We start from the raw sequence: 14,356 nt of genomic DNA, 5'->3' as shown, positions 1-14,356 counted from the left end.
AACCGCATTGCTGACGCGCCTATTACGAGTATCTGTAATGAAAGAGTTTTTATTAACCGATAGTGACTTTAAACAGATAGCAACGATTGTTTATCAGGCGTGCGGCATTGTTTTAGGTGAGCATAAACGGGAAATGGTTTATTCACGTCTTGCGCGCCGTATCCGAGCCTTAGGGTTTACAAGTTTTAAGCAATATTTGGCTTATTTACAGAACCATAAAGAACAAGAGTTTAGCGATTTTATAAACGCGTTAACCACTAATTTGACTTCATTTTTTCGAGAGCCACATCATTTTGATTATTTAAAATCACACGTAGTGCCTAAGTTATTAGTTGCCAATAAAGGTACTCGACGAGTGCGGATCTGGTCGGCTGGTTGCTCAACAGGGGAAGAGTCTTACTCTCTCGCTATGACCTTGCATGGCTTATTTCCTGGTGATTGGGATGTGAAAATCTTAGCCACAGATTTAGATTCAAACGTATTAGCAAAGGCGCAGTCTGGTACTTACACTGCAGCGAATGTTAGCGGACTGGAACGACAGCAATTACAGCGTTGGTTTTTAAAAAGCAAAGATGGCGAGCAGTTCAAAGTTAAACCTGAGTTACAGCAGAGCATTCACTTTAAGCGTTTGAACTTATTGCAGCAGTGGCCGATGAAGGGACCTTTTGATGTGATTTTTTGTCGTAATGTAGTGATTTATTTTGATAAACAAACAAAAGATCAGCTATTTACTCGTTACTGCAATATTTTAGCTGAGCAAGGGTATTTATTTTTAGGTCACTCTGAAACGATCGGGAAGGAACATCGTGAGTTTAAAAATTTAGGCAAAACGATGTACCTTAAGGTGAGCTATGGAGCATAATTTTAAACCTGTATTGCATGGCTTTGAGCATATCAAACGCTTTTGGGATTCAGGACTGCAGCGAGTCGTCGCTAAAGTTTTACCCGGTGAGTTTTATGTATCAAAACACGATGAAGTTATTTCTACGGTGCTAGGCTCATGCATTGCTGCATGTATTTATGATGACAAGTTAGGTATTGGTGGTATGAATCACTTTATGCTGCCTATTGAAAGAGGTGCAGAGCCTACTAGCGCACATAATTTAAATTGTCGTTATGGTAATTGGGCAATGGAGTTTTTAATAAATGAAGTACTTAAAAATGGCGCATCGAGGCAAAACTTAAAAATAAAATTATTTGGTGGCGGGAAGATTATTCGCTCAATGACTGATATAGGCCTTGGTAATATTCGCTTTGCACATTCCTATGTACAAGAAGAGGGGTTAAACTTAGTGTCACATGATGTGGGTGGTCCTTGGCCTCGCAAGGTCAATTTTAATCCTCAAACAGGGAGAGTGCAGGTGAAAAAATTGCGTGAAATGCACAGTGAGGCAATCGAAAAACGCGAAATCAGCTATTTACACCATATCGAAGAACAAGATTCAAAAACCGATATCGAGTTATTCTAAGGGGCTTAGTATGGTCAAGGTGCTAGTAATTGATGACTCGCCATTGATACGACGGGTATTAACTGAAATTTTGCAGCAGGCTGATGACCTTGAAGTTGTAGGCAGCGCAGAAGATCCTTATCAAGCACGAACAATGATTAAGCAGCTTAATCCTGATGTACTCACCTTAGATATTGAAATGCCAAAAATGGATGGCATTAGTTTTTTGAAAAACTTAATGCGACTGAGACCGATGCCAGTGGTAATGATCTCAACACTGACGCAAAAAGGTTCTCCTATCACTTTGGAAGCTTTGGAGTTAGGGGCGGTTGATTTTATTGCGAAGCCAACAGTCAATGCTTCTAAGCAATTTACCCAGTACGCAAAAGTAGTGCAACAAAAGGTACGTACAGCCGCTGCAGCCCGAGTACGAGCTTTTAAGCTTAATGAAGTTAAGCCAATAGAAACATTACATAACAGCCAGTTTAGCCTGAAAAAAGTGGTGGCAATTGGCGCATCAACAGGCGGCACTGAAGCTATCAAAGAAGTATTAATACGAATGCCGGAAAACTGCCCGCCAATAGTGATCACTCAGCATATCCCACCAGTGTTTAGCAGTTCGTTTGCGCAGCGAATGGACCGAACTTGCGCTATTAATGTGAAAGAAGCGCAGCATGGCGATAAGTTGGCCGCTGGCTGGGCATATATTGCACCAGGGGATCAACATTTGAGTGTGGTACAACGAGGGAGCAGTTTATACTGCCAACTTGATCAGAGCGATCCGGTCAATCGCCACCGCCCAGCGGTTGATGTATTATTCAATTCTCTGGTTGAGGTGTGTCCCAAAAATACAATTGCGGCTTTATTGACTGGTATGGGGAACGATGGTGCGAAAGGCTTACTAGCATTAAAACAGCATGGCGCATATACCGTAGCGCAAGATGAGCTATCGTCTGTGGTATGGGGAATGCCTAAAGCCGCGATTGAATTGGGCGCGGCTATAGATGTTGTTTCACTTGATAGGGTTGCTCAGCAGTTATTGAGTCAAGCAATTAAGCATTAATCGACGATCACCCAGGGTTGAGAAAACCAATAGTAACTACCCTTGTGACTAATTGATGGTGCTGTACAGTTAAATCGAGAGCGACCTTGAGCAAGCGGTTTTGGTGAATTTATTACCACGGTATCTGCAGCCGACCATATTAATTTTGCTTGACCGACTCCTGATACATAACATGCTAACTGACTTTTATGAAAATCGTCCATATTAAATTGGATGCTAATTTGCGGTGGGTTTTCATTCGTTACACTATCTAGATAACTGAGTTTTTGGATTGAAAATGCGCGAGAGTTAAGTTTAGTGATTAAAGTGTCAAGCTTGCTATAAAAGCCAGATGCAGGGAAGCGAGGTAAGCGGCTAAAATCAGACTCTTTATTAACGGCGCCTGAGTGTTGACCAATACCAATAAATCCCAGCTCCTTTACTAAACTTTGTAATTGGTTATTAAATTCACCATAAGGGTACGCTAAGTATTTATAATCATGACCAATTTCTTCTTTTATACGTTGTTGTGATGACAAAATATCCTGTTTGATACGTACTTGCCATTGCTGGGTTGTTTCATTGGCTAGTTTATGGTGTAGGTAATCATGTTGTGCACTATGATTGCTGATCAGTGCCCCTTTTTTGGCAAGCTCTCTGAGTTTATCCCAACCCATCACATAAGCTTCACCTTCATCAATCAATTTTGGATTAACAAAAATGGTGTAAGGGTATTTAAATTTCTCTAATATCGGCGCGGCTTGTTCGTAATTGTTGTTGTAACCATCATCAAAGGTAATTGCGACAGTTTTATCTGGTAAACTTTGGCCTTGTTGTAAGCTTGTCAGTAAATCATTCAATGGGATGACATTAAAATCATGGTCTTTTAAATAATTTAGGTGTTCAGTGAAGGTTTCTGCACTAACACTTGTGACCGCCGGTAAGGTTTCACTGACATGATGGTACTGTAAAATAACTGCGCTGTGAGCAGGTAAAGATAGCCAGAATAGGATTGATAATACACTGTGAAAAAGTTTCTTAAACGTCATAAAGCACACCATAAAAGCTTGCTGTTGTTAGCCGGTCCAATGATACTATCAAATATAACCGTGCCACTGTTAGGATTAGTTGATACTGCTGTAATTGGCCACCTTGGCAGCGCGCATTTTTTGGCTGGCATTGCGCTAGGCGCCACTGTAATTTCGTTATTATTTTGGCTTGCTGGTTTTTTACGTATGAGCACTACGGGGTTAGTTGCACAAGCTTACGGAAAAAAAGACTACCGCCAATTAGCAGGGTTATTGAAGCGCAGCTTACTTTTAGCGCTCATGGTTGCGTTTATATTAATTGCTTTATCAGGGCTGATCAAACATGCCATAGCCTACCTTTCTGGCTCCAGTGATGAGGTACTTGTGCAAGCCTATCGTTATTTTGAAATTCGCATTTTCAGTGCCCCTGCGGCACTTTGTAATTTAGTGTTATTAGCGTGGATGCTGGGGGTTCATTATGGCAAAGGGCCTTTTTACTTATTACTCGTCACCAACCTTACCAACATTGTATTAGACATTTATTTTGTGGTGTTTTTAGATTGGCAAGTGGCTGGCGCTGCATGGGCGTCAGTGATTGCTGATTATATAGCCTTTATCTTTGCATTATTTTTAGTGTTTAAATTAGCAAGAAAAATGGCGGTTCCCTTGCTTATTAGTGGCTGGTTTAGCGCACAGCAAATATGGGCCCTGTTAAGTTTGAATCGTGATATTTTCATTCGCTCCTTAATTTTGCAGCTTTGCTTTAGCTTTATGACCTTCTATGGGGCCCGTATTGGCGAGATAACCTTGGCAGTGAATGCGGTATTGCTAAACTTTTTAATGTTAGTCAGTTTTGCTTTAGATGGCATCGCTTATGCTAGTGAGGCAAAAGTGGGGCAAGCAAAAGGCCAAGGGAGTGCGCGACGCGTTCACTTATGGGTAAAAATTAGTGTATTTTGGGGGGCGCTTTTTGCCTTTGCGTACTGCGTGTTTTTTGCTTTGTTAGGCTCGCAGATAATTACTTTATTAACCGATATACCGAAAGTTATTGAAGCGGCAAATAGCTACCTACCATGGTTGATTTTTATGCCGCTTGCAGCAATGAGTTGCTTTTTGTTTGATGGTATTTTTGTTGGTTTAACGCGTGCAAAAGATATGCGTAATACAATGGTATTTTCAGCGTTAGTCGGTTTTTTTGGCGTGTTTTGGCTATTTAGTGATTGGCAAAATCATGGCTTGTGGTTAGCAATGAGCTGCTTTATGTTGCTTAGGGGCTTAACCTTAATTGCCCGCTACAGGCAGTTACGAAGAGCTAATCAATTGCTTCGTTAAAATTCTATCGGTACATACTATTAATTACGTGTGTTAATTTTTAGTTTCGTCTATCCTTATTCTTTATGCTGAAGTTTGAAATAAAGGGTAGAGAAAAATATGCTAAGTCGGTTGTTGGTGTTAGCTTGCATTTTCTGTTTTGTACGATGTGAAAATACCTTGGCAGCCTTTCAACATTACGGCATCGAAGAAGGGCTTTCGCAAAGTGTAGTATTCAACATTCAGCAAGATCAACAAGGGTTTATGTGGTTTGCTACTCAAGATGGTTTAAATCGTTTTGATGGTAATCAGTTTGAGGTGTTTAAAACATCGGCGAAAAGTAACAACTCACTTTCTAATAATTACATTTACCCTTTGCTATTAGATAGCCAAAATCAACTGTTTATAGGTACTCGGCATGGTGGGGTGAATCATTTAAACCTATTCAGTTATCAGTTTGCTTCCCCTCAACTCGAAAACAAACGTATTACGGCGCTACTTAATTATAAAAACTGGCTGATAGTTGGTACTTTTGACGGCATGGTATATCGGCTTAACCAAAATACCGCTGAAGTTGAGCTCATTGCGAATGAATTACTAAAGCCGGTGTATGCACTCACTATAGTGAAAGACATAATTTGGATTGGCACACATGGTAATGGCCTGCATCATTTTGATCTAAAAGAAAATAACTTTGTAGCAGATTATTTACTTAAGGTGTTTGGTGACGTGCCAATTCATCCTAGTATTTTTGCCATTAAACAAAGTAGTGATTCACATATTTGGTTGGCTACGCAAGGTGGTGGCGTGTATGAAATCGATTTAGTCAAAAACAGTTATCAAAATTGGCGACATGATCCCAACAATGCCAACTCGCTATCAAGCGATCAAGTACGCGATATTGCATTTGACCAGCAAGGACGCGTTTGGTTGGCAACTCGTGGTGCTGGAGTCAGTATCTATGATCGACAAAGCAAACAGTTTAGCCGTTTAGAACACGATCCATTTGATCGTTATAGTCTTGCACACAATAGGGTGTATAGCGTGTTTCAGGACCAAACTGGCATTATGTGGTTTGGTACAGCCAATGGCATTAGTAAGCTTGATCCAACCACCCTTAATTTTAATAAATTGAAAAAGCCTAATCCACTCACCAGTAATGATGCATGGGCCTTGTATGAAGACCCGCAACAACGCATTTGGTACGGAAGCTGGGGAGGTGGCATTGATATACTGGATCGCCAATTTAATCGCATAAAACATTTAGATAAAGATTCACAACCTTTGGCGTTATCAAGTAATGCCATTAAAGCTATTACGCAAGATCAGCAGGGCAATACATGGATTGCTACGTGGGCTGATGGTATCGATGTGATCACTAAACAAGGCCAACTGATCTCTTATAAAGCAGGCATTGGCGAGCATGGTTTGACTGAAAATAGTATTTATTGTTTGTTAGTAGATAAACATAATGATGTATGGGTAGGAACTAATGGAGGTGGTTTATTTCGCTTTGATAGCACGACCCAACAATTTATCAGTTATGCAGTTAAGCAAGGTGATTCAAACCTAATAATAACGGCTCCACGGGTTACCAGTATTTACCAAGATAACGATCAGCAATTATGGCTTGCCACTGATGGTAAAGGAGCTTACCGCTATGATTTTATGAGTAACCAACTAACCAATTATACCAAGCAAGAAAATGGCATGGGATTGAGTCATAACACAGTGCGTGCATTTTTACGGCGTGACAATAATGATATGTGGTTGGCGACCTCAGATGGCATTAATATTCTTAGCGCAGACTCTGAAAAAATTATTCATATAGGTCTTGAGCAAGGGTTGCCTAATCAGGTTGTCTACGGCTTACTTAGTGGCAAGCAGCATAATGTGTGGCTAAGTACAAATAACGGTTTAGTTAAAATTGACAGTCAAAGCTATCAAATTACTCATTTTCAAGCTAAAGATGGTTTGCAGGGCAATGAATTTAACGCGGGGGCTTATTTAAAAAGTAAGACTGGGCAGATTTTCTTTGGTGGCACACAGGGGGTGACCGTGTTTCAGCCTGGGGAGCATACGCAAAATCAGGGAAGCGCAAAGCTTGCGCTAACAGCGTTAAGTTTTGACGATAACGCATTGGTTAATAGGTATGATAGTGCGCTGGGGATGCATTATGAAATTGAGAAAAGCCGCCAGTTAGAGATTGCTGCTGATGTGCAGCGGGTATCATTAACGATTAACTACCTACATTACTTAGAACCCGACAAAAACCAATATCGTTACCGTTTAACCGGTTTCGAGCAGCAATGGCGTACCGCACAGGGCAGCAACTTAAAAATTGATTACACAAACCTACCTCCTGGGCAGTATCAGTTAATCGTTGAAGCATTCTCTAAAACGGGTGTGCAAGCCTTAGCTCCGGTATTCATCAATTTTAATGTACTTACCCCTTGGTGGCGCTCTTGGGTATTCTATATTGGCTACTTTTTTGTTGGTATTGCTGCTATTTGGCTGTGTATTGTTTTATGGACGCGTCGGTTAAGGCATCAAAAAGCGGAATTGGAAGAGTTTGTGGCGCTGCGCACTCAAGAAATAGCCCAGCAAAAAACACTTATCGAGCAGCAGGCAAGCGCACTTAGTGATACATTAGAAAATAAAGTACGCTTTTTCACTCATGCCTCACATGAGTTAAGGACCCCACTGAGCTTATTAGTCGCGCCGTTGCAAGCGCTGCTTGCTAACGAAAGTAATGAGAAAAAAAGACACAATCTAAATTTAGCACTACGAAACGCGAAGCGGTTGGAAAACCTAGTCGATAAGCTGTTAACCCTCACACGTTTTGATGAAAGTAGCGCTGAAGAGATCAAATATATTTCTCTTTCGGCAATCGCTCGTGAAGTTGCAGCTCAATTTAATGTGTTGGGTGAGCAGCAATTGCAGTTTGATTACCAAATAGACGATGGCCTGTATGTAAATGCCAGCCGCGAAGGTTTGATTACGATCTTTAGTAACCTATTAAGTAATGCGTTTAAATATACAACTCAAGGAGAGATCGAGTTTATTGTCTTACGACAAACACAGCAGGTCAAAATTACAGTTCGTGATACCGGACGCGGCATTGCAGAGGTTGAAAGAGATAAAGTTTATGACTTGTTCTATCGTGCCAGCGGTCACTCAAACATTGAAGGCAGTGGCGTAGGCTTATCAATAGTAAAGCGTCTTGTTGATAAATATAAAGGCAAAATCACACTAAGTAGTACGCTATTAAAAGGCACTGAATTTACGGTATTGCTCGATTTAGTTACGCCATTACCAAAGCGAACAACTGCGTTGCTACAGCATGTTACCCCAGTTACAAGTAACCCAAACAGTAATAAAACGGCGACCATATTGGTGGTTGAAGATAACGATGATCTTCGTCATTACTTGCATAGCGAACTCAGTATTAAATATAAAGTATTGACTGCTGAAAATGGTAAGGTGGCGATGGATTTATTACTTGAATACGTGCCTGACCTAATTATTACCGATTTAATGATGCCTGAAATGGATGGTTTTAGTCTTTTACAAGAGTTACACCGATCGCATGTAACCTGTCATATCCCAGCAATTATTTTAACAGCTAAAGGGGATCACGATAGTAAATTAAAAGGTTTAAACCATTATGCAATGGATGTAATAACGAAACCATTTGAGCGTGCTGAGTTATTAGTGAAAGTTGATAACTGGGTTGATTGGGTTGCCAAATATCATCAGCAAAGAACAACGCACAGTTCTCATTCGCAGCTAGACGCGACAACCGCGATGACAGATCCAAAAGATTCCCAGCTGTTAATTAATATTGATACGTTTTTAGCGGAAAACTACCATCGTCCCGAGTTAACTGTGCCTATGTGTGCAAAACAGCTCGCTTTAAGTGAACGACAATTGCAGCGAAAATTAAAAGTGCTCGTTAATGTATCTCCCACAGAATACATCCGTGATTATCGACTAACTAAAGCGGCGGAGTTAATTCGCACGGGTCAGCAAATAAACTTAGTTATTGAAAAAGTTGGTTTTACCTCCCGCTCTCACTTTTCAAAGACTTTTAAAGCTAAATATAATATGACTGCAAAAGAATTTCAGTGTTCTAATTGATTGAATTTTAATGATTTGTCGTTATAGAGAACATTTTAGTCGTAATAGAGAGCGGATTTTTATAGAGTCTGCTCTATGATATTCATTAGCACCGCTTGAAACACTGCGTGCAGATGAAATTTCTCCTTAGGCAGAGGTTGGAGAGTAGGCCCGGCCTTTGCCATTTTCTTGTACAAGCCATAGTCACACCCATCTATATAGCCCATCAGCTTTCTTGTTTTGTGCAGTATTCATTACCTGCAACAACAGGTCACTTAATTAATAAAAAGCACTCACTCAAAACAGGAGTAATTGTGTTTTTTATTACTTAATTTAATTTTAAGATCTTGATAGTTAATGTTTTGTCGGTAGCTCGCTCATTTTAGTCGCATATGAGCACCTTTATTTTATTAAATTATTCTACGCTATTTAATTAGCTCATTTCATTAAAGCATATGAACAAATTAAGCACCTAGAAAGACCGTTGTACATGGATGTTTATAATTGCTAATCGCCACTATTTTCCTCTTTGTATTTTCGTGATGTCTTATTGCTATCGCTGAAATGAAAACACAGATCTAAACATGCCAGCGTGGCAATCAAACATTGATTACACGCATTTGCTTGGTGATTAAATAAAGGAAAATACTATGTACTCACAAAGTAGAATTAAAGCGCTGGGAGCAGCGACACTACTCGTTAGTTCTCTTCATCTTGCAGGATGTGGAGGTGGTGGAAGTGATGATTCACCAGCTCCAACCCCCCAGCCAGTTGATAACAATAAACCCACAGTGAGTATAACGAGCGATACAGAGGTAACTGAAGGTAATGATATTACAGTTACGGCTTCCGCCACAGACAGTGATGGTAGTATCGCAAGCTATGCTTGGAAATATGTTTCTGGTCCGCAAGTAACGCTATCAGGAGCCAATGAGAAGCAAGTGAGTTTTACTGCTCCAGATATTGAAGATGACCAACAGTTAGTCCTTGAGGTGGTGGTCACAGATGACAAAGGAGCAACAGCAACGGCAACAGTCACTATCAATATCAAGCGTAAGGTTTTAACAGTAACTATTACCGGTATCGTGACGGATGGGCCGATTGACTCACCCAATATTGTGGTGATGGTTGGTGATGAAGAATTTACAATCGATGCGGATCAAAGCGGTAAATATAGCATTGAAATCACAGTTGATGACTCTGATGCTGATAAGTTAGTGAAGTTGGTTGCGTTGGGTAATAACGCGATTAATCCTGAAGTTGAATTCATTTCACAATTGCGCTCGGTGGCCACTTTACTATCGCAAGCTGGAGAAGATGGAAAACTGACGAAAGATGAAAATTTCGGCGTTAATATAACCAATGTTAGTACAGCCGAATTTGCACTACTTAGCCGTGATAATGGTGAAGTAATTGATGAGCAAACACTCGATAAAGCATTATTAGCAGTTGATGCTGATGAAAAACTGCTATTAGCAGCACTGATCAAAATAATTGTTGATAATGACGAATATGCGCTACCGGAAGGAGTGGAGTCGACTTTTGACTTAATTAGCAATGCAGATGATATTGAAAACTTTGTTAATACAGTAAATAACCAAGATCCGACATTAATTGCGACAATAAAAGAGACAATAAAAGAAGATGGTGAGCTAGTAGATAATAGTATTGGTGGGATCAGCGGCCAGTATGTAATGTTAACGCCTAAGTATTATAACTATAGTTCTTCACAAGTTAATTTTAATAGTGATGGCTCTGGTTATTATAGTACCTATAATATCGATACATCGTTTACTTGGCAGCAACAAGATGGCGATATTGCAATTTCACTCGCTGAGCCGGTGAAAGAGTCATGCAGCTTTGTTTCAGACGACAGTGGCACTCAACAAGAGCAGTGTAACTACCTAGTTGCAATGAGTATGACCGTTTTGTTAGAGAACGAAGCTAATCGCACAGTGGAGTTCTATGAACAATACCAGACAATAGCAGAGTCATCTGCTGAGGTGGTAAATACAAACGAGTACACTAGTAACCTAACTTTAATCGCGAAAGAAAAAACCTTATCAGTAAATGAACAGCAACTGGTTGGGACTTGGTATGTAGATCGTATTTCTCGGCTTGATGGTTTTAGTGAGGCCGTTGCACTGAACTTGCAAAGTGGTGGTACAGGTACATTGGTTGATAATGATAAAACCCCAGTTGCAATCACTTGGACTATTGTTGCTAATCAGCTACAAGTAAGCAGCGAAGCTGAAGAGCTTAGTTTTAATTATGCATTTTGGTTGGTTAAAGATGTTGTTGCAGGCTATCAGTTTGTTGCATCGTTGAATGCTAAAGATGAAAGTGCAACGCGTACTGCCTCCGGATTAATGATTAAAGATAACTCTTTAACATTTGAACGTTCAGAATTATTAGGTAAATGGACTATTTACCAAGGTTATAACGTGCCGCAAACAGATCTTCATTATGATGTATATGAAGATGGCTTAATGAACTTTAATCTTGACCAAGACTACCGCTCTTGGTTAGTCGATAGCGAAGGTAAATTCATTCGTAATAATTATTTTACTGATTCGGGTGTCCAACCTATCTGTGATCGTCCGGATAATAGCTGTCCAGTTTATAGTGAGTTTTCACAGCAACTACTGGCGAAGCATAATGGCCATTACTACAGCTACCGTAAATACCGTTTCTTTAATTATGATGGTAGTGAGAGAATGGAAGATTACTCGTCACATATTCGTGAATTTTCGGTATCAGTTGATTATGGCGTTAATAAATTTGCCCCTTATTGGTTAGAGAATAATTCAGGATTTGATGAGAATGGTTACCCAACCAATGTTAATTACATCACACTTTATACGCCAAAAGAGCAAGCGGTAGAATCAGTTACCATTGCGACAACGTATAACGAAGAGCTTGATAAAAATGAGTACACGCTAACTCAGCAGTATCAAGGCATGACTACTGAAAATAGCTATACCTTAGCGACAGGAAAAATACTCTTTGGTACGATGAAAGCTGAAATCAGTGACTTTGATCGTGATTACTTAACTGTTTGTATTTATGAAAATACAGCAACCTGTACAGAGTCAGATAAGCAACGTTGGTATTTTGATGCTGCCAAAGCGCAACAACAAGTAGTTGCTGTTCGCCCAACACCGGCTCATCCACTGGATGGCGCGTGGCAATTAGCGCATGAACCAACTGCAATCATTGTTTTCTTAGATGGTAAATGGGTTCATATACAAACGAATGATGGTGATAATGTTGACGATGCATTTTCTGGTTATGAAGTGGGTGATTTTATCTGGGATGAAACAACAGGCCAATTAACCGTAAATGTGATTGAAGACACCAATGGTTCGTGGGGCTTAAGCAGTGATGTTGTCTCTCCAGGGACAGATAATATTCGCAATGTCATCTATGCGAGTGCCCAAAGCGATGGTGATACGCTCCTGCTGACTGTGGATGAATGTGCTGACAGTTATAGTGGTAGTAAATGTGTTGAAGGTGATGAGGGGTATGAACGGTTCAGTTATGAAATGACGCGTGTTTATGACCCCGCTCAACCACATGTAGGTGGCTACTATGAAGGCTCTATTGCTAACAATGATTTCTTCTTATCGGTACTAAAAAGTGATGGTTACTTCTTTGAGTTTGAAAATACAAGTGAGTATGAAAAAGGCATTGCTGTAGGGACTTATACAGTGCAAGGCGATCCAAGCGGTGACCCTGACGTTTTAAGTGTTACTGTTGAAACGTATATCAATGAATTGGATGAACCTGAATATTATGACCCATACTTTGTTGTCAAAGCTCAAGGAAATCAACTGATTTGGCATGATGGCGATGACTTCGGTGTGATGCAGCGAGTCACTAATATTATTGAGCCGATTAGCTTTACTGAAGCGGATGTTCTTGGCCAGCATATCTTACGCTATATCACTGAAGATGGCAGCGGCACGGTGGAGCTGTTAATCGAAGTGAAAAGTGACAAGACAGCTCGCTTTGAAATTAACGGCGAAATCCGTAATGTTGAATGGTCTTTAGAGCTTGGGCACCTTAAGTTGTATAGCCCACTTGAACTGGAAGGTGATTCAGCCTATGGCGTGTTGATTTCGCCAGAAGCGATGATTGCAGATGGCTTTGTGGTATCAGCATTTGGCTTCGAAGCACCAGCTAATCACCCTGATCAAGAAGACCCAGAATTACACATTAGTGTGATGGGAGAAATGATCAAACAACCTTAGTAATAGTAAATAAATTAACACCAGGGTTCGATGACCTTGGTGTTAATTACCTCGTTATAACCGATGCTATTTAAATAAGGAGTGATGTAATGAAGTTCTTATTTTTAACCTTATTCTTCATCTTACTCAGTGGTTGTGAGACTGTAGATTCAATGCAGCAAGATCTTACTGAGCTAAGTAATAGTGTATTTTCAAGCTCTGAGGAGCAACCTGCTGCCGAAGATGCATTTTTCAAAGCACAAGAAGCATTTAATGAAGCCGATAAAGTTAAGCAACGCAAAGCCTCTTTAAATGCACAGCAGCGCAGCTTATGGATTGAACTTGAAAAAGATTACAATCAGCTGGTGGCTGACCCAAGTCGCTCAATTGAACAGGCGTCGTTTTTTTCAAATGTTACGCTGGCAGATAACGTTATGTCTAGAAGTGTACAATTTATTGAGTTGATAGAAAAAAGTGACTAATTCTTAAAAGTTGTTGAGGTTTATGATACAACGTTAATATTCTCAACTTTTAGTTACAAATATGACAGAACTTTACCATTGGTTTGATTTAATTGGCATCGCGGTATTTGCAATGTCAGGTACTCTCATTGCCTATGATAAAAAAATGGACGGTTTTGGTGTCTTTGTATTGGCAACGGTTACTGCGATAGGTGGTGGCACAATCCGAGATTTAATTTTGGATGTTCCAGTATTTTGGTTACACGATCAGAGCTATTTTATTGCTATTTTTGTTTCTGTATTTGTTACCACACGTTTGATAAATAAACAAAAGTCAATTCCACTGTATCATTTACAGGTTGCAGATGCGTTTGGTTTAGCCTTCTTTTCTGTTATGGGGGCGCAGAAAGCGCTGCTTGCAGGTATGCCTGCAACAACGGCTATTATTATGGGGGTTATCACAGGTTGCTTTGGTGGCGTTACCCGTGATGTCCTTGCTGGCAATATTCCTATGTTATTAAAAGGTGAGCTATATGCAATTACTTGTATTGCAGGTGGTATCGTTTATACCCAAGGTATTACCTTTAACGTAGCAACAGAAATGGCCATGGTATTAGCTATGTTAACGACTTTATTGTTACGCTTGGCAGCAATGAAATGGCATCTAACACTACATGTTTTCAAATATCCTGACTAGACTGTAAATAATATAACT

Annotated in this window: 9 protein-coding genes; 8 read left to right on the top strand and 1 reads right to left on the bottom strand. The window is 40.1% G+C overall.

Annotation, left to right across the window (positions count from 1 at the left end):
• The first annotated feature begins 37 nt into the window (after nt 1-37).
• From KAN5_RS13345 to KAN5_RS13335, 3 genes are read left to right on the top strand one after another with little or no spacing between them, the layout of a single operon-like run.
• On the top strand, nt 38-862 hold the full coding sequence (locus KAN5_RS13345) for a protein-glutamate O-methyltransferase CheR (RefSeq protein ID WP_244389900.1): 825 nt from the start codon (nt 38-40) through the stop codon (nt 860-862).
• Complete coding sequence (gene cheD / locus KAN5_RS13340) at nt 852-1,469, top strand: chemoreceptor glutamine deamidase CheD (RefSeq protein ID WP_016709026.1); 618 nt, start codon at nt 852-854, stop codon at nt 1,467-1,469. The genes KAN5_RS13345 and cheD overlap by 11 nt, the downstream gene beginning before the upstream one ends.
• A 10-nt stretch (nt 1,470-1,479) precedes the next feature.
• A complete protein-coding gene (locus tag KAN5_RS13335; protein WP_138554587.1) occupies nt 1,480-2,511 on the top strand; it encodes a chemotaxis response regulator protein-glutamate methylesterase in 1,032 nt (343 codons plus the stop codon).
• Here the strand turns inward: KAN5_RS13335 and KAN5_RS13330 are convergent.
• Complete coding sequence (locus tag KAN5_RS13330; RefSeq protein WP_244389899.1) at nt 2,508-3,539, bottom strand: polysaccharide deacetylase family protein; 1,032 nt, start codon at nt 3,537-3,539, stop codon at nt 2,508-2,510. The two genes, KAN5_RS13335 and KAN5_RS13330, sit on opposite strands and share 4 nt — an antisense overlap.
• A 39-nt stretch (nt 3,540-3,578) precedes the next feature.
• On the opposite strand from KAN5_RS13330, the gene KAN5_RS13325 reads away from it, so the two are divergent.
• The 5 genes from KAN5_RS13325 (at nt 3,579) to KAN5_RS13305 (ending at nt 14,338) form a co-directional block, all read left to right on the top strand.
• Nucleotides 3,579-4,850 carry an MATE family efflux transporter gene (locus KAN5_RS13325; RefSeq protein WP_244389898.1) on the top strand — a complete coding sequence of 424 codons (1,272 nt, stop codon included), beginning with the start codon at nt 3,579-3,581 and terminating at the stop codon, nt 4,848-4,850.
• A 159-nt stretch (nt 4,851-5,009) separates the two neighbouring features.
• Nucleotides 5,010-8,969: a two-component regulator propeller domain-containing protein gene (locus KAN5_RS13320; RefSeq protein ID WP_244389897.1), complete on the top strand. Its 3,960-nt coding sequence runs from the start codon at nt 5,010-5,012 to the stop codon at nt 8,967-8,969.
• Nucleotides 8,970-9,598: 629 nt separating this feature from the next.
• Entirely contained in the window at nt 9,599-13,201 is a 3,603-nt protein-coding gene (locus tag KAN5_RS13315) for a hypothetical protein (protein ID WP_244389896.1), read from the top strand.
• A gap of 89 nt (nt 13,202-13,290) precedes the next feature.
• The gene (locus tag KAN5_RS13310; protein WP_138554582.1) at nt 13,291-13,662 is read left to right on the top strand and encodes a hypothetical protein; all 372 of its coding nucleotides are present in this window, start codon (nt 13,291-13,293) and stop codon (nt 13,660-13,662) included.
• Between the two features lie 61 nt (nt 13,663-13,723).
• Nucleotides 13,724-14,338 (top strand): trimeric intracellular cation channel family protein, encoded by a 615-nt coding sequence (locus KAN5_RS13305; RefSeq protein ID WP_016709034.1) that lies wholly within the window; start codon nt 13,724-13,726, stop codon nt 14,336-14,338.
• Nucleotides 14,339-14,356 lie beyond the last annotated feature (18 nt).

Source organism: Pseudoalteromonas sp. KAN5 (assembly GCF_022846535.1).
Taxonomy (GTDB): domain Bacteria; phylum Pseudomonadota; class Gammaproteobacteria; order Enterobacterales; family Alteromonadaceae; genus Pseudoalteromonas; species Pseudoalteromonas haloplanktis.
This window is presented reverse-complemented; position numbering and strand designations above follow the sequence as displayed.

Bases quoted from the DNA above. Each gene is read 5' to 3' on its own strand.
- KAN5_RS13345 (WP_244389900.1), top strand. From the start codon at position 38: ATGAAAGAGTTTTTATTAACCGATAGTGACTTTAAACAGATAGCAACG.
- KAN5_RS13315 (WP_244389896.1), top strand. From the start codon at position 9,599: ATGTACTCACAAAGTAGAATTAAAGCGCTGGGAGCAGCGACACTACTC.
- KAN5_RS13335 (WP_138554587.1), top strand. From the start codon at position 1,480: ATGGTCAAGGTGCTAGTAATTGATGACTCGCCATTGATACGACGGGTA.
- KAN5_RS13330 (WP_244389899.1), bottom strand. From the start codon at position 3,539: ATGACGTTTAAGAAACTTTTTCACAGTGTATTATCAATCCTATTCTGG.
- cheD (WP_016709026.1), top strand. From the start codon at position 852: ATGGAGCATAATTTTAAACCTGTATTGCATGGCTTTGAGCATATCAAA.
- KAN5_RS13310 (WP_138554582.1), top strand. From the start codon at position 13,291: ATGAAGTTCTTATTTTTAACCTTATTCTTCATCTTACTCAGTGGTTGT.
- KAN5_RS13325 (WP_244389898.1), top strand. From the start codon at position 3,579: ATGATACTATCAAATATAACCGTGCCACTGTTAGGATTAGTTGATACT.
- KAN5_RS13305 (WP_016709034.1), top strand. From the start codon at position 13,724: ATGACAGAACTTTACCATTGGTTTGATTTAATTGGCATCGCGGTATTT.